A 21,299-nucleotide genomic window follows, 5' to 3' on the forward strand; every position below is an offset into this window, starting at 1 on the left:
ACTATGCATTTCAAACAAGTATTCAAAATAAGCCTCTGTGTAGTTCTTTTGGCAACCTTTTTTGGCTTAGGTTCTACACAGCACGTATTTGCGGCACCAGCGTGTGGTTCTTCAAACGGTTACCTCGTTGGTTCGGCAAGTCCAAACCCTGTGGATACCAGCGTTACGCTTTCGGTGGTTGGAAATCTGTCTGTTGGCAGATGTTGGTGTGAGCGGACTGGTGGCCCCGCGTATCAATATGTGTCTGGTTTTGGAACACAAACACAACCAGTGGACACAGCAACAATCACAGCTGGCCCATCTGGTTTCGTTGGTCAAACAATTCCACTCTCCATTCTTCCAGGAACTGTTGGTGTGTGTGATGAAGGCGCATCGGCGCTTGGTGACCCGACAAACTTTAATGGATCACACACCTTTAACACAACAGGTCTTACAAATGGATCGTACACCGTTACAGTGACGGTTGTTGAGGCGGGGGGCACTGCAAGTAAGACAGCAAATATTACTTTTACCGTTGAACATCCGGTAGCCCCAACCCTCCCAACGGTCTCACTCTCAGCAACTCCGTCATCGGTTTCCCAAGGGCAAACAACAACTCTCTCGTGGACTTCAACGAATGCAACGTCGTGTGCGGCAACGGGAGGCACAGGATTTTCAACAGGAAACACAACGTCGGGGAGCGACACATCGAGCGTCTTGATGTCCAACACAACCTTTTCAATTTCATGTACAGGTGCGGGTGGAACAGCAACTGACAGCGCAACAGTAACAGTGGGTGCATCTTCGGCTCCAACAGCAACGCTTTCGGTTTCTCCAGCAACAACAACAACAGGTGGCACTGTTACACTAACGTGGACCTCGACAAACGCAACATCGTGTACAGGAGTTGGCCCTGGATTTTCAACGGGAGGAGCAATATCAGGAAGTGACATATCCAGTCCTTTGACAACAAATACCACGTTTACTGTCTCGTGCACAGGACCGGGGGGAGGGGCAGGGGCACCCCCCGTTGATGTTTCGGTGACAGGAGATTCTGTCACAGGTTCGTGTTCGGTAACCCCAACCTCTATTACAACAGGACAAAACGCAACATGGAGTGCGTCGCCATCAGGAGGGAATGGCTCATACACCTATTCGTGGAGCGGAACTGATTCTCTTTCAGGAGCGTCACAAACAATTGTAAAGACGTATGGAACATCAGGGACAAAAAATGGAAGTGTTACTATTTCATCAAATGGAGAATCAACAGGGGCACTTAGTTGTGGAACGGTAATGGTAAGTACTCCAGAAGGTTTTGATATAGGTCAATGTTTAACACCACCAGATGGAGGAACGTATGCAACCGCACCAACTCCTGCATGTTATATAGGAACACCGTCGAGTATTTCAGGAAGTGGTCCATGGACGTGGACGTGTGTAGGAAGTGCAGGGACAGATAGTTGTATTGCATATAAAGCAACAACTCCAACAAATGGTGTGTGTGCGGCTCCTCCGGATGGGGGCACCTACACAACCGCACCAACGCCTGCGTGTCAGGTAGGAACAGCGTCGAGTATTTCAGGAAGTGGTCCATGGACGTGGACGTGTGCAGGAATCGCTGGAGGGACCACGGCAAATTGTACGGCATATAAAACAACCGCAAATCCAATAATTTGGGTCACCTCAAACATAGGAACAACCTATACAATTACTCAGGGTGTGAACACGGTAGTAGATCAAACAACTCCAGTAACGTTTAAAGGACACTATAATTTAGGTTCAGGAACATACACTATTCATCCTGCGACAAAAGATGGATACGGAACTCCGACAGTGGCACCATCTGCTACGCAGGACATGACAGAAGCTGATATTACCTTTGCCATTAACTATCCCGCTGCAGCAACGACAGGCATGGTGATTGTTGAATCAAATCTTCCAACAACGTGGACACTTACTGGGCCGAGCGGTGTTCAAACACAAGGTACCAATTCGTTAGGAGTTGAATACCAAGATCAGTCGGCTGGTACCTATACACTTTCAAATGTTCCCGAAAAAGAAGGATACACGGTGACAGTTGAATCAGGAGGAACACTATTTGCTGGTGGAACACTCACACTTACTATCACATACACACCAGATGTTACTCCTCCAGGTGGCCCGAGTGTTGATTTGAAAGTGAACAATTCAAATGGGCCCGTGACTATTGTGAGTGGAAGTACTGCATTGTTTACATGGACATCAAGTGGGGTGAACAAAGGTACGTGTGTTGGCTCAACTGATTCACGACTGAACACGTGGTGGGATGGTGCAAAAAGTGAAGAAAGTATTGCTGGCGAACGAAGCGATGTTATTTCTGCTACAACAACATACACTATTACGTGCGATAGATCAGATGCCGAAACTACAGTTACAGATTCTGTTGTTCTTGGTGCACGCCCGTATGCATGTAATGATGGATATGATAATGACGGTGATGGAAAGGTTGATTATTCGACAGATCCAGGGTGTACGAGTTTGATAGATGATACAGAAGAAAATTCTGAGCCTGTAAACTGTCAGACAGATCCTTCAAATCCTGAATGTGCAGTGCAGACTGAACCTGTCACGCAATGTAACGACGGGCTTGATAATGATGGAGATGGAAAGATTGACTGGAATGGTGCGGGAGCGGTCCTCAAAGATCCTGGATGTAAGAACGCGGAAGATCCATCTGAGTTGGACGATCCGATTATTAAAGAGATATAGAAGTAGTAGACAAAAACAATAGCAAATAGGAAAAAGTAGTAAGTAGAAAGCAAAAAGCCCCGCCTACACATAAAGTGCGTAGGCGGGGCTTTGACATCTTGCTTTTTTTGTTGGGTTGGCGTATGTTTTTTATTAGATTCATAGTAAACAGTGGGACAACCGCCCACCGTGTGGGCAAGGAGGAATGAGATGAGAAAGTTCACTCGGATGTTCGCATTCGTGCTGGTGGTGCTCGTTGGTTCGCAGGTCGGCGCCGTCGACCTGTCGCCGGCAACCGAGCTCGTGTCGGGCTCGGGCGTCTGGGTCGCTCGGCAGGATGCCGTGAGCAACAACTTCGCGGAGCGCTCCGCGATTCCGGCGTGCTCGTCGGATGAGAACACGCTCTGTCTCCACGGTGGGTGGCTGACCGTTCGGTTCGCCATCAACTGGACCACCGACACAGTCGCCGGAAAGACGATTCAGAATCCGTTCCGTTCCTCGTACGGGGGATTCTGGGTCGAGTCCGACGACAACCCGGAGGTTTCCCTCAAGGTTATCGACGGATGTGCTGTCAACGGGCGCCTCTGGCTCTATGCCGGGGGACTCACCGACCGAGCCATGTGGCTCACGGTCGAGGACGGCTACGGGAACATCACGCATTACGTGACGTTCCCGGGACGCACCGTCGCGTGGCAGGACACCGGTTCCAACTTCAGGTGCCCGCCCAAGTAGTTCAAGTAGTCGTTCTTTTCGACATCGCCCGTCCAGCAGTGCTGGACGGGCGATTTCTTATACATTTTTTTTGCAATGTACGCTATAAAAGACGGCCGTCTTTTATAGCGTACAGAGGTAGTTGGTTGCCTTTTTTTGAAAAACACGTATACTCTCTCTCACAAGGCCGGAGAAAGTAGGCAGACTCACGCATTAGTTTTTCTTTGCAAGAGTCAGAGGTCCTACTGAGGTCGACCACTCTATTGAGCGGCGGCACTTGTAGCCGTTTTTTTGTTTAACACAAAAAACACACAAAAAACATATGCCTATTACACGAAAGCAAAAAGAAACAATTCTTGAAAAGCTTCAAGGAATCCTTTCAAGTGCACCTTCTACTGTTTTTGTTAATTTTCATGGTCTCACAGTGCGTGATGCTATGGAAATTCGAAAAGAGTTAAAGGCAAACGATGTTGGATACACTGTTGCAAAAAAGACACTCATCAAGAAAGCTCTTGAGGGTGCACAGGCAAAAGGAGATATTCCTGCGCTTGATGGTGAAGTGGCAATTGCGTACCCACGAAGTGCTGGTGCAGTAGATACAACAGCACCTGCTCGAAATATGTATACGTTTCAGAAAAAGTTTGATGGACGTATGGGTATTCTCGGCGGTATTTTTGAGGGAGAGTTTTTGAATCGTGAGCGCATGCTTGAGATTGCAACAATTCCTTCTCAAACAGTATTGCGTGGAATGTTTGCCAATGTTATTAACTCACCAATTCAACGGTTGGTTATTGCACTTGGCGCAATTGCAGAGAAGAAATAATATAAGCACAAAGTTCAAAACACAAAGCTCAAAAAATTTTTGGATTTTGAAATTTGGATTTTAAATTTAACTTAATACATATGGATGAACAAACAACAACTCCAGTAGAAGAAACTACAGCTCCAGTTGCTCCTGTTGCAGAAGCAAAGGCAGATGTTGCTATTCCAACAGAGTTTAAGAAAATTATTGATGCAATCGAGCAAATGAGCGTGTTGGATCTTAACCGACTCGTAAAGGTGTTCGAAGAGAAGTTCGGTGTGTCAGCGGTCGCCGTCGCAGCAGCTCCTGTCGCAGCAGCTGGTGGAGCAGATGAAAAATCTGAATACACTGTTGAACTCACTTCAGTTGGTGAAAACAAAATTGCTGTTATCAAAGCAGTGAAGGAAGTTTCAGGTCTCGGTCTCAAGGAAGCTAAAGATCTCGTTGATGGCGCACCTGGCGTTATCAAGGAAGCAGTGAAGAAAGAAGACGCTGAAGCTATGAAGAAAACTATCGAAGCTGCTGGAGCTAAAGTTACGTTGAAATAAGGATTTTGACACAAAAGTGTATAAAAATACCCCTTTTTGGGGTGTTTTTATTTAAAAAGCAGGTGTATACTCTATTTGTTGCTTTATGTATTTGTTTTTTTCAAACTAACATTCAACCTCTAGCTTCCAATCCCTAACTTCTATTACTATGGATTTACTCGCAAAATTATTTGGAGGAAGTGCCCCGGTTCGATTGATGCGCTTCTTTCTATTTCACCCAGAAGGTATTTTTGGAACAACAACACTTGGTGAAAAAACAAGTATTGTGTCTGCGTCACTCAAAACACCACTTGCACGTTTAAAAGCTGCAGGATTTGTGAAAAAGCGTGCGCGTGGGTGGTCGCTCAACCCTGAATTTCCCCACATGCAGAGTATTAAGCACCTCATGCTTGGTAATATGCTTGCCGATGTGCCTGTTGTTTCGCGTGTTGCAAAAGGTGGTGCTATCAAACTCCTCGTTGCATCAGGTATTTTCATTGAAGAAGATGATTCACGAACTGATTTGCTGATTGTTGCAGATAAAATTGATGAAAAAGCGATTGCAAAAGCTGTGATACATCTTGAAGCTGAATGTGGAACAGAAATCCGCTACTCAGCATTTTCAACAAAAGATTTTTCATACCGTATGGGGATGAATGACAAGTTGTTGCGTGACGTATTCGATTATCCGCATCGAAAGTTGGTGAATAGGTTGGGAATGTAAAATTGGTAACTGGTATGTGGTAGTTAGTATGTGGGGAAGAGAATGTAGAAAAAGGAATTTCAATAACAAATATCAAATAACAAAGAAGTGGGAAGTAGCAAGCAAAAAGAAAAGCCCGACCTCGCTGTAGCGGTGGTCGGGCTTCAGTGTTGAAAGAACGTCTACTTGCCCTACACGGTCGATGAGTCCGGACTGAAGTCGTCCGGCATTGGAATGAGACCGAAGAACTTCTCGCGAATCTCATCCGACCACACGAGGCCCTTAGGCGACCATCGGAGCGAGCCGGTTGAGAACAGATTGATCATTCCCGGCCCTGGAGAGTAGGGAACGCTCCGAGGATTTTTCAACGTTTCGTAGAGGTCTTCCGTAGTGTATGGACCCATACCGCGAGTCCACACGAGCAGTTTCGCAAACTCGACCGTGACGCCGAGGTCGCCCGTCGGAAGCAACTCCTTCAGGCGAGGAACGAAATCCTCCGGCGTCCACACACGCGTTTCCCAAGCGGTCTTGCGCTTTTGATAGCGCGAGTCGCCAATGGTCCAAATCGTGAAGTAGCCAATTACGATTGTCCAACAAATGTAAGCGGCCAGTCGCGAGGGTCCTGAAAAAACGAACCCTACACCAAATGACAGTAGAACCAGCATTACAATGAAGACGATGTTTGAGCCGCGTGGGCTCGTGTCAACCCATACCGTCAACTTCTCTGGAAACGATCTGTTTTTCACGACCAATCCTTTCTTCCTCCTGCGCGAACGTTTTGGAGGATAGGTTGAACTACATGTAATCTGTCGCAAAAATACACTTATTTTTATAGCATGTCAACTTATCCCGAGTTTTTATTTTTACAGAATTTTTGTAGCAACAAAAATTCGTGGTACGGAGTGAGCTTGTCACGGCAAAGAAACTCGCGCAGGCCGACTGGGCCGAGCGTGAACGCTCCACCAGCAGGCGGGGACGTGTGTTCTTTGCTGTGAGCAAGTGAATGTAGCGTTATCCACAGGGGTATTAAAGGACACTTCATTGGGTGCTATCATAAAAGACATTAAAAGTCGAAAATGGCTCGTACAGCACGATGTTCAGAAAAGTGTTCTGAATATCATTAAAAATTGATTATACATTTAGTTATCATTTAATTAATACACGTATGGTAGATTTTCCAGTTCTTCAAACAACAGGTGTTACCGTTGCAACATCACTTGCAACAGTATGGGCAGGCGTCATTGCATTCCTACCAAAATTCCTCGTTGCGCTTATTATTTTTGTTATCGGTTGGGTTATTGCATCCCTTCTTGCACGTGCGGTGGATCAGATTTTCAAGTCAGTAAAGTTGGATAGTGCACTTCGTGGTGCGGGCTTGGAACAAACATTGGGACGCGCAGGATTTTCACTTAACTCAGGAAAATTCCTTGGCGAACTCGTACGATGGTTCATTATTGTAGTGTTCTTGATTGCATCGCTCGAAATTGTACAACTCACACAGGTAACATCATTCTTGCGAGATGTTGTCCTCGGATACTTACCTCAAGTGATTGTTGCTGTTCTTATCATGTTGGTATCAGTAGTGATTGCTGACGCTGTTCGCAAAATTGTTATCGCATCAGCAAAAGCAGCAAACATTGCATCAGCAAGCTTTCTCGGAACACTTTCAAAGTGGGCAATTTTGGTTTTTGCACTTTTGGTTGCTGTTTCACAACTCGGCATTGGTGTTGCATTCTTGCAGACACTCTTTACGGGCGTGGTAATTGCACTTTCACTCGCATTTGGTTTGGCATTTGGTCTCGGAGGACAAGGTGCGGCAAGTCGCTACCTTGAACACCTCGGCCACGAGATGAAGAGGGACTAAGAGGAGGAGAACGTAGAATGTAGAAAGTGGAAAGTAGAAAAACTTAAAAGCCCCGCCGACATCCAGTCGGCGGGGCTTTGTATTAGGAGTCGGACTCCCGCGTTAGGGGTCCGACTCCTAAACGCATTGACTTACTCTTTGTTTTTCAGTACTGTGCGTGCAGGTATAGTTCACAAATGAGCCGGTTCATCCGGCAGAAAGGAAGAGAAGAAATGAAGCAGGGTACTTTTGCGTGGCTCCGTAACCGTGTAGTTGTTAGCAGTGCCACGCTGGTGCTGTCCATCGTCGCGCTGTTCATTAGCGTGTACGTGGTTGGTTGGGACACGGTGTTCGGGTCTCTCTGGGTGATGGTTCCGAGTGCATGTGCTCTCTCACTCGCCGTTGCGCTCTACTGTCTGTGGAGGTGGGTGTCGGCGAATGACGCATGGTATGCATCCCAGCAGTGCCGCCACCTCACTCGCCTGAAGATCATGAACACGTGGACAGGAGCAGAGAGGGAGGTGCTTCTCTGCCTGATGTGTGTCCCGACCATTGGGTTGAGGACGCAATTCAGTGAAGAGGATCTCGACAAGGCGGGAGTTCTTTTCGCCAAGTCGGGGAACTTGCAAGAGTTCCTCGGAAGTGTGGAGGCCCTCGTTAAGAAACGGGTCATCAACGAGAACGAGGGTCTGTTCTTTTTCGGGGCGGATTTTTTGGACACCGTCCCAAGACCTCCCGATCAGCTGAGGGTCAACAGCCTGCGTTCCTTTTAGTTTTTTGCCCCGCCGACGCACCTAGTGCTAGGCGGGGCTTCGTCGTATCAATGGACTTAAATTGTTATGTGTTGTATTGTCGGCACAGAATACGCAGGTACACGCAACCGTCGAGAGGAGAAGAGATGTTTCGATCGATCGATTGGCCAATCGTTGGGCTCGTTGCTTTTGGATGCATCATTCTTTTTCGTACGTTGTGGACCTTTTTTTACGGGGTTGTTTCACCAGGTCAAGACGTAGGGCTTGGGTCGGCTCGGGGAGCTGACCTTTCGGCAAAAGAAATCCTCAAGCATGCTCACAGTAGTATCAGTGAGCGTCTGAAGGCGGGCGCACTCCCTGAGGAGCTTGACGAGGAGGCAAGCCGTGACATCGACATAGGTGCTTCAGGTGCGGTGTATTTCTTGGAGCAGCTTTTCAAGGTCGGCAATCCGTATAGGAGGTTCCCGCGGGCCCTGATCGAGTCGGTCATCGCAGAAAATGACGACACGGATTGGACGCATGCAGGTTTTATGTGTCTCGTCCACGATGCGGGGTTTGTGGAGTATGACTCAGATGAGGACGAGTACGCACTTTCCGGCGAGTTCTTCGCTGAGGTGCGTGCTCGGGTTGACGCTCAGGCAAAAGATGAACTGGCAATTAGTCTCGTTGAGAGTGTCGTGTAGTATCACCAAGCTGTTCTTTTTTGTTATAGACGCCGGTCGAGGAACTCGACCGGCGTTTCATTTTGTAGGAGTCGGACTCCTGCAAAATGAAATCACCTCACAACAGGTATACACAGTTTCTCTAGAACATGGTTTTAGTATAACTCTATTGACACGCCCTTTTTTTTGGCTAGTATTGCTTCAGACAAACACTGCCCATGTGGCAGAGAAAGGTAAAAACCATGTTGAAAATTGACGAGGTTGAAGTTGCTGAGCGTAAGCTCAAGATCCATGATGCTCTGGATGAGATGAAGGAAGGTCTGTCTCCAGGTAGTGTGGCGCTTCTCCGGAGGCTCGTCGGCCGTGATGTTACGGGAGAATACATCTTTTCTACGCTGGAGGTGTGCGTGCTTGTGGGAACAAGCCCACAAGGACTTCCTTCCTTCATGGACCTTGTTTCAGAGGGACTTTTCGGTCCTGTCGGTGGAGGAATGTGGAGTTTCTCTGGAGCAATGTTCGCCATTGCTCGTATTCCGCGAGTTCCTGTTTGGAAGGAGAAGGTCTCCGAATCAACACTCGTAGACCAGCTTAAGTAGTAATAGAGGGACGCTCTTTCTTCGCACCGTTCTTTCCTTGCCGCGCGAGTGTATCGCGCGGCGATTTTTTATGCACAGTTTCTCCACAGTTTTCTGTGTGCGGAGACGTCTCGTGATTGACGATGCGTAAATGTCTGTGTACAATGGCGGGGCCTATGAAATGCGCTTCACGCGTATTTTCTTTGTCAAAATGTGCGCCCATGTGTGGGGGTACGAAATCATTACAAATAGTCTTTATTTTTAATAATCTACAAATATATGGCAGATTCATTTGACCGTTCAAAGCCTCACGTTAACGTCGGTACCATCGGACACGTTGACCACGGAAAAACAACGCTCACTGCAGCTATTCTCCACATCCTTGATATGAACAAGGACAAGGGATACGGCGCACGCGTTGAAGAAATTGACAAGATTGACAGTGCCCCAGAAGAAAAAGCACGTGGTATTACTATTGCGCTTCACCACTCTGAGTACTGGACACCAAATCGCCACTACGCGCACATTGATGCCCCTGGACACGCCGACTACATCAAGAACATGATTACCGGTGCCGCTCAAATGGACGGTGCTATCCTCGTTGTTGCCGCTTCAGACGGAGCGATGCCACAGACACGAGAACACATTCTCCTTGCAAAGCAGGTTGGAGTTCCAAAAATGATTGTCTTCCTTAACAAAGTTGATATGGTTGCTGACAAGGACCTTGTTGACCTCGTTGAAGAAGAAGTTCGCGAAATGCTTACAAAGTATGGATTTGATGGAAAAGAGACTCCAGTTATTCGTGGTTCAGGACTCAAAGGTCTTGCTGCAACATCAATGGATGATGAGTACGCAAAGGCGGTCTTTGAACTCGTGAACACATTGGACTCATACATTCCTGAGCCTGCTCGTGAAATCGACAAGCCTTTCCTTATGCCAGTTGAAGACATCTTCTCAATTGAAGGACGCGGCACTGTGGTTACCGGCCGTATTGAACGAGGTGTTATCAAAGTTGGTCAGGATATCGAAGTTGTTGGTCTTACACCTACACAGAAATCAACAGTGACAGGAATTGAAATGTTCAATAAGTCACTTGATTCAGGTATGGCAGGAGACAATGCAGGTATTCTCATCCGTGGTTTGAAGAAAGAAGACGTAACCCGCGGACAGGTTATTGCTGCCCCAGGTTCAGTGACACCTCACACAGAGTTTGAAGCAGAAGTGCTCATCCTCACGAAAGAAGAAGGAGGTCGCCACACACCATTTATTTCTGGATACAAGCCTCAGTTCTACATCCGCACAACAGATGTGACGGGAGAAGTGACACTTGCAGAAGGAGTACAGATGGTTATGCCTGGAGACACAGTTACATTTAAAGTTAAATTGACAGCACCAATCGCACTTGAAGCACAACAGCGCTTTGCTATCCGAGAGGGAGGTAAGACTGTAGGTGCGGGAGTTGTGACAAAGATTATTGCATAGAGTTTATTCGGAAACCCCCGTCTGCTGTGTTGTGAGCTCCGGTCCTTCATCACGCTAGTACACTAGCGATCGGTTTGGTCCTCGCTCACGCCTTGCATCTGGGGGTTTCAGAATGCCCTCTACTAGACAGGGAGCAAACAATAGTATAGAGTGTCTTGCACAGTATAGGTATGAGTACTTTAAAATCAAAAACAACACGAAAAGCAAAGAAGGCGGGTGACGATGCGCCACACAAATTGCGTATCCGAATTCGCGCATACGAGAGTAAGTTGCTCGACGAATCAGTCAAGCAGATTATGGATACTGCTACAAAATACGAAGCTGTTGTTGTTGGTCCAATTCCTCTTCCTACAGAACGCTCCCTTTTTACCGTTAACCGAGGTGCATTTATCGACAAAGATGCACGAGAACAATTTGAAATGCGTGTACACAAACGAGTTCTTGATATTTTGAACCCAACTCCAAAAGTAATTGAATCCCTTACTTCATTGTCACTTCCATCTGGAGTAAACATCGAAGTGAAGATGCTTTAAAAAAAACCACCCCACGAGAGGGTGGTTTTTTTATAGTACACCCCTCGGTAGATGACTATAGGAGACTACGGCCATGAAAACAAGGTGGAAGTTGCATCGTACTCGACGTGCGAAACGCCTTCATTATGTTTTGCTCTCGGTGTGGTGCAGACCGAGAGGTTCACCACTCCGAGAGACCCCCACACAACTGTGGTGTGTGTGGAGCGGTCATGGAGAATGCAGGCGAAGAGCCCGAGACACTCCGTGAGGGGTGATGTGGTTTTGGAGGGTGCGTGCCGGCGCACCCTCCTCATTGTTTGCATTGCAAAGACTTTGCGCATATAGTCCTGTCAGAAACACGAAAGGAGCTCTTCATGAGCAAAGAGTTTAATCCGTACGGCGGTGATGAGTACATGGACGACGTGGCGCTTCTCCTCAACGGACTTGCCTCCCGCTGCGTGAGGTGCAAGCGGGTAGCAAAGAACAAGTTCCTGAAAGGCGACCTGTGTCCCGTCTGTCGTGGTACGACGAACCAAGAGCGGGGTCTCACGGACCACGGATCAAATGGTGGTCGTCGTTGCGACACCGACTCAGGACCCTGCTCCTGCGGTGCCTGGCACTAAGGCACCAGCCTGTTCGCTCTTTTAGCCCGCGGCTTCTGCTGCGGGCGTCTTGCATTCAAAATCGCTCTCGTGTATAGTAGTGCTCACGTACGCGCCATGTTCCCACAGGAACCTCTGGACACTAGAGCCCTGGCTCGGATGTGTCCGAGCTAGGGCGAAATCGTATCTAAAATACAACAATGAAATTCTTAGTTGGAACAAAACAAGAAATGACGCAGATTTTTGATGATCACGGTGTTGTGCATCCAGCAACGCTTATTCGTGTTTCTCCTGCCGTTGTTACACAAGTTAAAACAAAAGATGTTGATGGTTATACCGCTGTGCAAGTTGGATACGACATTCGAAAGGAAAAGAATGTGAACAACGCGCAGAAGTCAAAGGGTATGTTTGCGGGATTTATGGAATTTCCAGTTACTGATCCAGCAGAGCTTCCACTCGGAACAATGATTGACGCAGCCGCATTTGCTTCTGGTGACACGGTAACTGTTTCAGGTACGTCAAAGTCAAAAGGTTTTCAAGGTGTGGTGAAGCGTCATGGGTTCAAAGGAGGTCGCCGAACACACGGACAAAAACACTCAGAGCGTGAGCCGGGTTCAATCGGAGCCGGGGGTGTGCAACGTGTTATGAAAGGACGTCGCATGGGTGGTCGCATGGGTGGTGATCGCATTACGGTGAAAAACCTCAAGGTGTTACTCGTCGACGTTGCAAACGGACAGATTTTTATTTCAGGTGCGGTTCCAGGACGTCGTGGCACTGTTGTTGAAGTGATAGCTCAATAATTTGTATATGGAAAAGAAACCAGCACAAAAGAAAACACTCAAAGAAAAGAAGGTAGTTCCTGCTAAAGATTTGAAAGCACCTATTTTTGATATTAAAGGAAAAGAAGTTGATTCAATTGCACTTCCTACAGAGATTTTTGGTGTGAAATGGAATGCAGACCTCGTGCACCAAGTAGTGCTCGGTATGCAGAACAATGCACGTGCAGGACGTGCAGGTGCACACACAAAAAATCGAGGAGAAGTTCGCGGTGGAGGACGTAAGCCATGGCGACAAAAGGGAACGGGACGTGCACGTCACGGGTCAGTTCGCTCTCCATTGTGGAAGGGAGGAGGTGTTACACACGGTCCGCGTTCTGACAAAGACTACAGTGTGACTATTCCTAAAAAGATGCGAGCATCAGCACTATTCAGTGTTCTTTCACGAAAGTTGAAAGACAAAGAAATTCTTTTTGTTGATGCAATTGCTTTTACTGCTCCAAAGACAGCTGATGCAAAAAATATTCTCGGTACATTCTCAAAGATTGCAGGTTTTGAAAAGATGGTTGGTAAAAAGCAAAATGCAGCACTCATTCTTACCACAACGGCGGATGAAGCGGTAAAGAAAAGTTTCCGAAACCTCGGCAATGTTGCCGTTGAAGAGGTTCGTAACCTCAATGCGCTTGATGCGATGACCTATACCTACCTTGTGGTGGTTAATCCAACGGGTGCAATTGCAACAATCACAGCAAAGCGTGGCTAATTAACGTAATTTGTATGTTATTCCGAAAAAAAGACAACTCAAGTGGTGCAAAAGCGAAGACGGCGATGTTTGCTCGCAAGGCTATTTCTGATACAACACACATGAAAGAAGAGGCTCACGATGATGCGCCAAAAAAGGTTGTTGCTGTAGAAAAGAAGCAGTCTGATAAGAAAATTAAACAAACTATTGCGTCAGGGAAGGTGGGTGCAGGTATTTTGACACGCCCTCGTATCACTGAAAAAGCAACAAGCGTATCTCAAAACAATGTATACGTATTTGACGTTGCGCCACATGCCAATAAAAAACTTATTGCAGCCGCAGTAAAAGATGTGTACGGTATTACTCCAACACATGTTCGTGTGACAAAAATTGCAACAAAGGTAAAAATGACACGACGTGGAAAGGCAACAACTGTTGGAGGTGGTAAGAAAGCATACGTGTTTCTCAAGAAGGGAGACACTATTGAGATCGTTTAAACAAAGCACAAAATTCAAAGCACAAAGCTCAAAAAATGAAACAATATCAAATTTCAAATATCAAATAACTAAACCAAAACTAATCACCAACTTCCAACTTCTAACTCCCAACCCCCATTACTATGAAACACTATAAACCAACAAGTGCAGGACGTCGTGGAATGACCGGTATCGATTACCGAAAGGTTTTGACTGCTGGAAAACCACACAAGGCGCTCACCAAAGGATTCCGACGCAGTTTCGGACACAATGCGTTTGGGCGACGTACGACAATCAGTATTGGTGGTGGTCATAAGCGAGCATTCCGCGATGTTGATTTTAGATACAACAAAAAAGATATCCCTGCAAAAGTTGAAACAATCGAATACGATCCAAACCGTTCAGGATTTATTGCACTCATTTGTTTTGCAGATGGTGAGCGTCGATACATTCTTGCTCCACAATCAATGAAAGTTGGTTCAACATTTATTGCATCAGAAAAGGCACCGGTGACTCCTGGAAACCGACTTCCACTCGCAAAAATTCCTGTTGGTACCTTTGTGTACAACATTGAAGGAAAGCCAAACGATGGAGCAAAGATTGCACGAAGTGCCGGAGTATTTGCTGAAGTGATTGCGCACGACGGTGGCTACACACTTCTCAAAATGCCATCAACAGAAACTCGTAAAGTATCTGAATTGTCATGGGCATCAGTTGGAGAAGTTTCAAATCCAGAAAACAAGCTTGTAAACCTCGGAAAGGCAGGACGCAACCGTTGGCTCGGAAAGAAACCAAAGGTACGTGGAACAGCGATGAACCCAGTAGACCACCCACACGGAGGAGGAGAAGGCCGTCAAGGACGTGGACACCGCCGAGCACGCACACGACACGGAAAGAACGTCGGAAAGGGACACAAAACACGCAAGCCAAAGAAGTACTCAAACTTCCTCATCGTCACACGACGCAAGGTTGGAAAGAAAAAATAAGATACAGAGAAGCCCTGCCCTCGAAAGAGGGCGGGGCTTCTCTATATCTTCAATACAAAATATACAAAAACCGCCTGTTGGCGGTTTTTCTAATTGAATAAGTTAAAGGGCGGTCACTGTAGTGCCGCCCTTGTGTGGTGCCGAGGGTTAGGCGTCGGCGAACCCGACGTGCAGATCGTTGGCGTGTTCACCGCCTGCGAACTTCAGTTCGACGTACCGTCCCTTGACGGTTGCCGAGAGTGTCCCCTCGTCGATGTCGGTCACGTGACCGACGATGGAGGACGTTCCTGGGCCGTGTACACGGACCTGCCGCCCCTGACTGTGCGCCCGCTTCAAAACCTCAAACTTCTCGCACATGTGATTCTCCCTCATAATCCACTCGCAGTATTGCGAGACAGGATTTCTGCATACCTTCAAATCCCTTTAAAGAACACCCATTTCTGACTATACCCTATATATTAAAAAGAGCAAGTGTGCAGTAGGTTTTTCGCAAGCCTCGTATACAATGTCGCCAAAAAATGAGTTTGTTGAGTATTTGTAGATACAATCAAGGCGCCGCAGAGCGACGCCTTTGCTTTTGAGCCACGAAGGGCTCTCCTCTATTCAGTACTTCAGTTTTCAGTACTTCTTCTGGCTGATGGGGCGGTCTGGTTACCTGCTTGCCGGTGTCAATTCGATGCTGTGGAAATGGTAGAAATTGAAGAAATTTCTACCAATCTTCACTCCGACCGACCCGTCGTTGCAGCGGCAGATGATGCCGCACTTCTTCCGGTTACTTCTCCAGAAGATGCACCTGACCCGCCTACCAATTTCTGACTCCATCTGCCTTCTCCCTTTTAAGACCAGCGCGCCATTGCACCAGTCGATTTACCGTGGGAGGATACGTCTGAATGTCATTATATAATGTTCTAAGGAAACTGCAACTTTTTTGTTGAAAACCTCTACAAAAAAAGATGTTGAACTTGGGTAGGGTTTGGTTAGGTCCGCTCGGTTAATGAAAGGTTTGACATCTGCTCACTTTTTGCTATTATCTCCTGAGGCCACGAGGCCGATTTTTATTCAACATGACACGATCGCTCAAAAAAGGACCCTACCTCAACGTTCGCCTTATGGAGAAGGTTGCGAAACGAAAGGCCACAGACGGCCCTATTAAGACGTGGGCACGTCCAAGTGTGATTTCACCTGAAATGGTTGGGTACACATTTGCTGTTCACAACGGTAAAAACTTCATTGATGTGTTCGTTACAGAAGAAATGGTGGGTCACCGCCTCGGTGAATTTTCACCTTCAAAGACCTTTAAGCGTCACGGAGGACAAATGCAGAAAGCACTCGACTCTGCAAAGAAGGAGGCAGAAATTGCAGCAGCTAAATCAGCAAAAACTGCAGCTGATGCTACGGTAGCTAAGAAATAAGTATGAAAGCGTACCTCAAAAACTACCGCCAATCACCACGAAAGGTTCGCCTCGTTGCGAGTCTTGTAAAAGGTAAGACGGTTGCGCGTGCGCTCGTCCTTTTGAATGCTACACAGAAACGAGCAACAGGCCCTCTTGCAAAGATGATTAATTCTGCGGCTGCAAATGCAAAGACACACGGTGTTGCAGATACAGGAGCACTGGTGATTAAAGAATTTCGTGTTGATAAGGGTTTGACGATGCACCGAGCGCTCCCACGAGCACAAGGTCGTTCATCAAAGATTGATAAGCACTCAAGTAACATCATCCTCACTCTCGCAGTAGCTCCAAGTGAGAAGCCTAAAGCACAAAGTTCAAAGCTCAAAACGAATAAAGTCACAAAACCTAAAACACCAAAAACCAAACAATAATTTTTTGAGCTTTATATTTTAAATTTTGAATTTCATTTATCATTTATGACACATCGAGTACATCCATTTGCACACCGTCTTGGTATCTTGCGTGACTGGCAGTCACGATGGTTTGCTCGTGCAGGCGAGTATCAAGCATTTCTCCGAACCGATGTGTTGCTTCGTCGCAAAATCGCACAGCTTACTCGAATGATGTATGTGAGTGGTGTAGATATCGAACGACGTAACTCACAGTTGCGTATCGTCATCAAAACATCCCGTCCTGGTCTTATTATTGGACGTTCTGGTGAGGGTATCGCAAAGCTTAAGAAAGAGTTGGATGCGTTTGTGGTAAAGAATAAGCTTGCAAGCGCAGACACACTTAAGTTGGAAGTTGAAGAAATCAAATCTCCTGAATCACAGGCAGCAATTGTTGCGGCGATGGCGGTTGAGGGTATTGAAAAACGAACCCCATTCCGTCGTGTGTTGAAGCAGACTGTTGAAAAGGTTATGGCAAATCGCGATGTACAAGGAGTTCGTATCCATCTTTCAGGGCGCCTTGGTGGTGCTGACATGGCACGACGTGAACAAATTAAGCGTGGGCGTATTCCCCTTCAGACATTCCGTGCGGATATTGATTACGCGCATGATGAGGCACACATTCCACAGGGTCAGATTGGTATTCGTGTGTGGATTTACCGTGGGGATATCTTCGAGAAGAAATAAACCAATACCTATATGTTGTTTCCTAAGAAAGTAAAATACAGAAAGTGGCAGACAAAGCGCCAAAATCCAAAAAAGGCGATTACTGCAACACGTGGATCAACGCTTGCGTTTGGTTCGTTTGGTCTCAAGGCCATGTCACCATCACGTGTGACATCAAATCAGATTGAAGCATCCCGCCGTGTGATGCGACGCGCACTTGGTAAGAATGGAAACATTTGGACTCGCGTATTTCCTGATCGTCCGTACACAGCAAAAGGTGCTGAGGTAGGTATGGGTAAAGGAAAAGGAGATCCAAAAGGATTCGTTGTTGAGGTATTCCAAGGACGAGTATTGTTTGAAGTAGACGGTGTATCAGAGGCAATTGCACGAGAAGTATTGCGCAAAGGTGGTGCAAAAATGCCTGTGAAGACAAAGGTTGTTACACGAAGCCGTTAGTTGCAGAAATAGTGTGAAGACTGTAGTATACGCGAACATGACAAAAATACTCGATATACAAAAGAAAAGCGACCACGAACTGATGGCTTTTGTAGCAGAAAAGAGGGAAGCGCTTCGACAAGATCGATTTGCCCTCTCAGGAAGTAAGGGTCGTGATGTAAAGAAGATGCGAGAGAGTAAAAAAGATGTTGCACGCGCTCTCACAGCACTCGCACAGAGAAACAAATAGTATGGAAACAAAAGATACAAAACAAAAAACACTTGTCGGCACTGTGGTGTCAGACAAAATGAAAGACACAATTGTGGTGCTTGTTGAGCGTTACGTCAAAGACGAGAAGTATCAGAAGTACGTTGTAAAGCACAAAAAATTTAAGGCACACGATGCCGGTAATACAAAAAAGATTGGTGACAAGGTAACGATTGTTGCAACACGACCAATTTCAAAAGATAAGCACTTTCGAGTTGCATAATACATTTATATGATTCAACCACGTTCAATTGTTGTGATAGCTGATAACTCCGGAGGAACTCTCGGACGTGTGTTCAAAGTGCTCGGTGGTTCAAAGCGTCGCTATGCCGAAATCGGCGACAAGGTAGTTATTTCAATTCAAGTTGCACAACCTCGTAAGACAACAAAGAAGAAAGACGTGGTACACGCGGTAGTTGTTCGTCAAACAAAGGCGTTTCGTCGTAAAGATGGTTCATACGTTCGTTTTGATGAAAACGCAGTAGTGCTTGTTGATAAGGTAAAACCAGAGCCAAAGGCAAACCGTATCTTTGGTCCAGTGCCACGCGAACTTGCTGATCACGGTTTTCAAAAGATTGTTTCAATGGCACCAGAAGTGGTATAGATATAAGAATAAGCACAAAGTACAAAGCACAAAATCCAAAAAATTAAAAAATACCAAATCAAAAATTTTGAGCTTTGAAATTTGAACTTTGGATTTATCATCATCATTATGCACGTTAAAAAAGGAGACAAAATCACCGTACTAACCGGAAAAGACAAAGGAGCCTCAGGCACGATTCTTAAGGCGTTGCCAAAGAAGGATATGGTTATTGTTGAGGGTGTAAACAAAGCAAAACGACACCAGAAAGCACGAAAAGGTAACCAGAAAGGTCAAATTCTTGAGAAGTCTATGCCAATTCACGTGTCGAACGTAAAGAAGGTAAAAGCATAAAGCTCAAAGCACAAAATCCAAAAAAATTAAAAAATACCAAATCAAAAATTTTGAGCTTTGAAATTTGAACTTTGGATTTATACATATCATGATTACGGTAAAAGAAAAACAGAATAAGGCATTTGAAGCCCTCAAGGAAACACTCGGTGTTAAAAACCGCATGGCTATTCCACGTGTTACGAAGGTTATTGTGTCTGTTGGTACAGGTTCAGCAAAGGATAAGAACAAGATTGAGGTTATCCAGGATCGTTTGATGAAAATTACTGGGCAGAAACCAGCTGGACGTGTTGCAAAGAAATCAATTGCATCATTTAAACTTCGAGAAGGACAGGTGATTGGCTATCAGATTACACTTCGTGGTGATCGTATGTACGATTTTCTTGATCGACTCATCAACATTGCTTTTCCTCGTACGCGTGACTTCCGTGGTATTGAACGAGACTCCATTGATCCTATGGGAAACATAACTATTGGTATCAAAGAACACAGTATTTTTCCTGAAACAGCCGACGAAGAAATTCGAGATGTGTTCGGCCTTGCTGTAAGTATCGTAACAACAGCAAAGAATAAGGAAACAGCGGAGAAATTCCTTGAATACATCGGCATTCCATTTAAGAAAGCAGGGGAAGTAAAAACAAAGAAGAAAAAATAAGAGACAGAAAAGCCCCGCCCGGCAAAGAGGGTGGGGTTTTTCCTTTTCTATTGCACAAAAAGCCGGGTTCTGGTAGTATACGTGGGCTTAACTTTGAGTTGAGCTTGTCCTCTTAGAGCCAATAGGCACCGGAGGAGACCATCGCCTCGTTATCTGTCAGCCGGTCAATTCGCAAGAATTGGTCCATGGACACATCGAGAGGCAGCATTTTTTTTGGAAAAAATATATGGCACGAAAAGCAATTATTGCACGAGACAAAAAAAGAGTAGCGATGCGAGTGAAGTCAGCTCCCAAGCGAGCAGCGCTCAAGGAAGCCCACGATTACGAGGGTCTTCAGGTATTGCGCAAAAATGCATCACCGGTTCGCACAAAGAATCGTTGTTTTAAATGCGGTCGCCCACGAGGATATATGCGCGAATTCGGCCTCTGCCGTATTTGTTTCCGTGAACTCGCAAACAAGGGAATGATTCCAGGTGTTAAGAAGGCAAGTTGGTAATAGAGTAAGCACAAAGCTCAAAGCACAAAATCCAAAAATATTAATCTAACTTTTTTGAACTTTGAATTTTGAACTTTGAATTTGAAATTATGATAACCGATCCTCTCGCAAACTTCATAACAGCACTTCAAAACGCAGCAAAAGCTGGTGTTGAAACCGTTGTGGTACCTCATTCACGCCTCAAGGATTCCGTTGCAACTATTTTGAAAAAGGAAGGATATCTTTCAAGTGTTGAACGTAAGGGTAAAAAGACAAGTAAGATTGAGGTAACGCTTGCATATGACAATGGTGAAGCACACGTTCATGGTGTAAAGCGCATTTCAAAACCATCTCGTCGTATGTATCTTGGAGTTTCTGAGATTTACGGAGTGAAGAATGGATACGGACATCTCGTTCTCTCAACGCCAGAAGGTATTATGACTGGTCAGCAAGCAAAGAAAGCAAAGGTTGGAGGAGAAGTCCTTTTTGAGATTTGGTAAAAGATAATAAAAGCATAAAACACAAAGCACAAAATCCAAAAATAAAATCTAAATCTAATTTTTTGAACTTTGAATTTTAGATTTTGAACTTACACCATCATTTATGTCCCGCATCGGAAAACAACACATCACACTACCACCGAAGACAGAACTCACTGTTGTGAATGGCGACGTGGTTGTAAAAGGTCCTCTCGGTGAACTTCGCCGATCATTTAAGACTGATATTTCTATTTCAGTTGTTGATGGTGTTGTGACACTCGTGCCAAAAGAAAATCCAGAAGAGCACTCAGCATTGTGGGGAACATACGCATCACACATCAAGAACATGGTTGCAGGTGTTAACAAACCATACGAAAAGAAACTCATTCTCGATGGGGTTGGATATCGTTCTGAAGTAAAAGGAAAGGAGCTTGTTATGCAACTCGGTTTTTCTCACCCGGTTGTGCTCCAGATTCCTGATGGCATTACGCTTTCAGTTGAGAAGAACACCATGACAATGTCTGCAATTGATAAAGAAGTTCTTGGACAGTTTGCCGCAACTGTGCGTGCACAGAAGCCACCAGAGCCATACAAAGGAAAGGGGTTCCGATACTCAGATGAAGTGATTCGTCGCAAGGAAGGAAAGAGGGCGGCGTAGGGTAGAGATTAGAGACTAGATACTGAAGATTAGAA

The 21,299-nt window shown here is 45.9% G+C and carries 29 protein-coding genes; 27 read left to right on the forward strand and 2 right to left on the reverse strand.

The window, feature by feature from the left end; translation table 11 throughout:
• Positions 1-3 precede the first annotated feature (3 nt).
• From IPJ70_03380 to IPJ70_03400, 5 genes are all read left to right on the forward strand, one after another.
• Complete coding sequence (locus IPJ70_03380) at positions 4-2,727, forward strand: hypothetical protein (GenBank protein QQR82295.1); 2,724 nt, start codon at positions 4-6, stop codon at positions 2,725-2,727.
• A 189-nt stretch (positions 2,728-2,916) separates the two neighbouring features.
• Positions 2,917-3,438, forward strand: a complete 522-nt coding sequence (locus IPJ70_03385) for a hypothetical protein (protein ID QQR82296.1) — start codon at positions 2,917-2,919, stop codon at positions 3,436-3,438.
• A gap of 301 nt (positions 3,439-3,739) precedes the next feature.
• Positions 3,740-4,240 carry a 50S ribosomal protein L10 gene (locus tag IPJ70_03390; protein QQR82297.1) on the forward strand — a complete coding sequence of 167 codons (501 nt, stop codon included), beginning with the start codon at positions 3,740-3,742 and terminating at the stop codon, positions 4,238-4,240.
• Between the two features lie 80 nt (positions 4,241-4,320).
• Positions 4,321-4,767: a 50S ribosomal protein L7/L12 gene (gene rplL / locus IPJ70_03395; protein QQR82298.1), complete on the forward strand. Its 447-nt coding sequence runs from the start codon at positions 4,321-4,323 to the stop codon at positions 4,765-4,767.
• A 148-nt stretch (positions 4,768-4,915) separates the two neighbouring features.
• Complete coding sequence (locus IPJ70_03400; GenBank protein ID QQR82299.1) at positions 4,916-5,470, forward strand: hypothetical protein; 555 nt, start codon at positions 4,916-4,918, stop codon at positions 5,468-5,470.
• Positions 5,471-5,640: 170 nt separating this feature from the next.
• On the opposite strand, the gene IPJ70_03405 is transcribed toward IPJ70_03400, so the two are convergent.
• Complete coding sequence (locus tag IPJ70_03405; protein ID QQR82300.1) at positions 5,641-6,114, reverse strand: hypothetical protein; 474 nt, start codon at positions 6,112-6,114, stop codon at positions 5,641-5,643.
• A 500-nt stretch (positions 6,115-6,614) separates the two neighbouring features.
• Here IPJ70_03405 and IPJ70_03410 point away from each other — a divergent pair, with 500 nt between their 5' ends.
• From IPJ70_03410 to rplB, 10 genes are all read left to right on the forward strand, one after another.
• A complete protein-coding gene (locus IPJ70_03410) occupies positions 6,615-7,313 on the forward strand; it encodes a hypothetical protein (GenBank protein QQR82301.1) in 699 nt (232 codons plus the stop codon).
• A 212-nt stretch (positions 7,314-7,525) separates the two neighbouring features.
• Positions 7,526-8,065: a hypothetical protein gene (locus tag IPJ70_03415; GenBank protein QQR82302.1), complete on the forward strand. Its 540-nt coding sequence runs from the start codon at positions 7,526-7,528 to the stop codon at positions 8,063-8,065.
• A gap of 125 nt (positions 8,066-8,190) precedes the next feature.
• Positions 8,191-8,727 (forward strand): hypothetical protein, encoded by a 537-nt coding sequence (locus IPJ70_03420; protein ID QQR82303.1) that lies wholly within the window; start codon positions 8,191-8,193, stop codon positions 8,725-8,727.
• 221 nt (positions 8,728-8,948) lie between these two features.
• Positions 8,949-9,302, forward strand: coding sequence for a hypothetical protein (locus IPJ70_03425; protein QQR82304.1), 354 nt, complete (start codon positions 8,949-8,951; stop codon positions 9,300-9,302).
• Between the two features lie 258 nt (positions 9,303-9,560).
• Positions 9,561-10,763, forward strand: coding sequence for an elongation factor Tu (tuf, locus tag IPJ70_03430; protein ID QQR82305.1), 1,203 nt, complete (start codon positions 9,561-9,563; stop codon positions 10,761-10,763).
• Positions 10,764-10,933: 170 nt separating this feature from the next.
• Complete coding sequence (gene rpsJ / locus IPJ70_03435) at positions 10,934-11,296, forward strand: 30S ribosomal protein S10 (protein ID QQR82306.1); 363 nt, start codon at positions 10,934-10,936, stop codon at positions 11,294-11,296.
• Between the two features lie 781 nt (positions 11,297-12,077).
• Positions 12,078-12,677 (forward strand): 50S ribosomal protein L3, encoded by a 600-nt coding sequence (rplC, locus tag IPJ70_03440; protein ID QQR82307.1) that lies wholly within the window; start codon positions 12,078-12,080, stop codon positions 12,675-12,677.
• A gap of 7 nt (positions 12,678-12,684) precedes the next feature.
• Positions 12,685-13,416, forward strand: a complete 732-nt coding sequence (gene rplD / locus IPJ70_03445; protein QQR82308.1) for a 50S ribosomal protein L4 — start codon at positions 12,685-12,687, stop codon at positions 13,414-13,416.
• A 14-nt stretch (positions 13,417-13,430) separates the two neighbouring features.
• Positions 13,431-13,892, forward strand: coding sequence for a 50S ribosomal protein L23 (locus IPJ70_03450; protein QQR82309.1), 462 nt, complete (start codon positions 13,431-13,433; stop codon positions 13,890-13,892).
• Between the two features lie 122 nt (positions 13,893-14,014).
• A complete protein-coding gene (gene rplB / locus IPJ70_03455; protein QQR82310.1) occupies positions 14,015-14,857 on the forward strand; it encodes a 50S ribosomal protein L2 in 843 nt (280 codons plus the stop codon).
• Between the two features lie 147 nt (positions 14,858-15,004).
• Here the strand turns inward: rplB and IPJ70_03460 are convergent, their stop codons facing one another.
• A complete protein-coding gene (locus IPJ70_03460; protein ID QQR82311.1) occupies positions 15,005-15,229 on the reverse strand; it encodes a hypothetical protein in 225 nt (74 codons plus the stop codon).
• A 692-nt stretch (positions 15,230-15,921) separates the two neighbouring features.
• Between IPJ70_03460 and rpsS the strand changes: the two genes are divergently transcribed.
• The 12 genes from rpsS (at position 15,922) to rplF (ending at position 21,264) form a co-directional block, all read left to right on the forward strand.
• Entirely contained in the window at positions 15,922-16,269 is a 348-nt protein-coding gene (gene rpsS / locus IPJ70_03465) for a 30S ribosomal protein S19 (GenBank protein ID QQR82312.1), read from the forward strand.
• A 2-nt stretch (positions 16,270-16,271) separates the two neighbouring features.
• The gene (gene rplV / locus IPJ70_03470; protein ID QQR82313.1) at positions 16,272-16,679 is read left to right on the forward strand and encodes a 50S ribosomal protein L22; all 408 of its coding nucleotides are present in this window, start codon (positions 16,272-16,274) and stop codon (positions 16,677-16,679) included.
• 45 nt (positions 16,680-16,724) lie between these two features.
• Positions 16,725-17,384, forward strand: coding sequence for a 30S ribosomal protein S3 (gene rpsC / locus IPJ70_03475; GenBank protein ID QQR82314.1), 660 nt, complete (start codon positions 16,725-16,727; stop codon positions 17,382-17,384).
• Positions 17,385-17,396: 12 nt separating this feature from the next.
• Positions 17,397-17,819, forward strand: a complete 423-nt coding sequence (rplP, locus tag IPJ70_03480) for a 50S ribosomal protein L16 (protein ID QQR82315.1) — start codon at positions 17,397-17,399, stop codon at positions 17,817-17,819.
• A gap of 37 nt (positions 17,820-17,856) precedes the next feature.
• The gene (rpmC, locus tag IPJ70_03485; GenBank protein QQR82316.1) at positions 17,857-18,048 is read left to right on the forward strand and encodes a 50S ribosomal protein L29; all 192 of its coding nucleotides are present in this window, start codon (positions 17,857-17,859) and stop codon (positions 18,046-18,048) included.
• Between the two features lies 1 nt (position 18,049).
• Entirely contained in the window at positions 18,050-18,289 is a 240-nt protein-coding gene (gene rpsQ / locus IPJ70_03490) for a 30S ribosomal protein S17 (GenBank protein QQR82317.1), read from the forward strand.
• A 9-nt stretch (positions 18,290-18,298) separates the two neighbouring features.
• Complete coding sequence (rplN, locus tag IPJ70_03495) at positions 18,299-18,670, forward strand: 50S ribosomal protein L14 (protein QQR82318.1); 372 nt, start codon at positions 18,299-18,301, stop codon at positions 18,668-18,670.
• A 108-nt stretch (positions 18,671-18,778) separates the two neighbouring features.
• Complete coding sequence (locus tag IPJ70_03500) at positions 18,779-19,000, forward strand: 50S ribosomal protein L24 (protein ID QQR82922.1); 222 nt, start codon at positions 18,779-18,781, stop codon at positions 18,998-19,000.
• Between the two features lie 88 nt (positions 19,001-19,088).
• Complete coding sequence (gene rplE / locus IPJ70_03505; protein ID QQR82319.1) at positions 19,089-19,652, forward strand: 50S ribosomal protein L5; 564 nt, start codon at positions 19,089-19,091, stop codon at positions 19,650-19,652.
• Positions 19,653-19,878: 226 nt separating this feature from the next.
• A complete protein-coding gene (gene rpsN / locus IPJ70_03510) occupies positions 19,879-20,148 on the forward strand; it encodes a 30S ribosomal protein S14 (GenBank protein QQR82320.1) in 270 nt (89 codons plus the stop codon).
• Positions 20,149-20,216: 68 nt separating this feature from the next.
• A complete protein-coding gene (rpsH, locus tag IPJ70_03515) occupies positions 20,217-20,627 on the forward strand; it encodes a 30S ribosomal protein S8 (GenBank protein ID QQR82321.1) in 411 nt (136 codons plus the stop codon).
• A gap of 103 nt (positions 20,628-20,730) precedes the next feature.
• The gene (gene rplF / locus IPJ70_03520) at positions 20,731-21,264 is read left to right on the forward strand and encodes a 50S ribosomal protein L6 (protein ID QQR82322.1); all 534 of its coding nucleotides are present in this window, start codon (positions 20,731-20,733) and stop codon (positions 21,262-21,264) included.
• The last annotated feature ends 35 nt before the right edge of the window (positions 21,265-21,299 follow it).

It is taken from the genome of Candidatus Campbellbacteria bacterium, assembly GCA_016699465.1.
Classification (GTDB): domain Bacteria; phylum Patescibacteriota; class Minisyncoccia; order Phycocordibacterales; family EsbW-18; genus EsbW-18.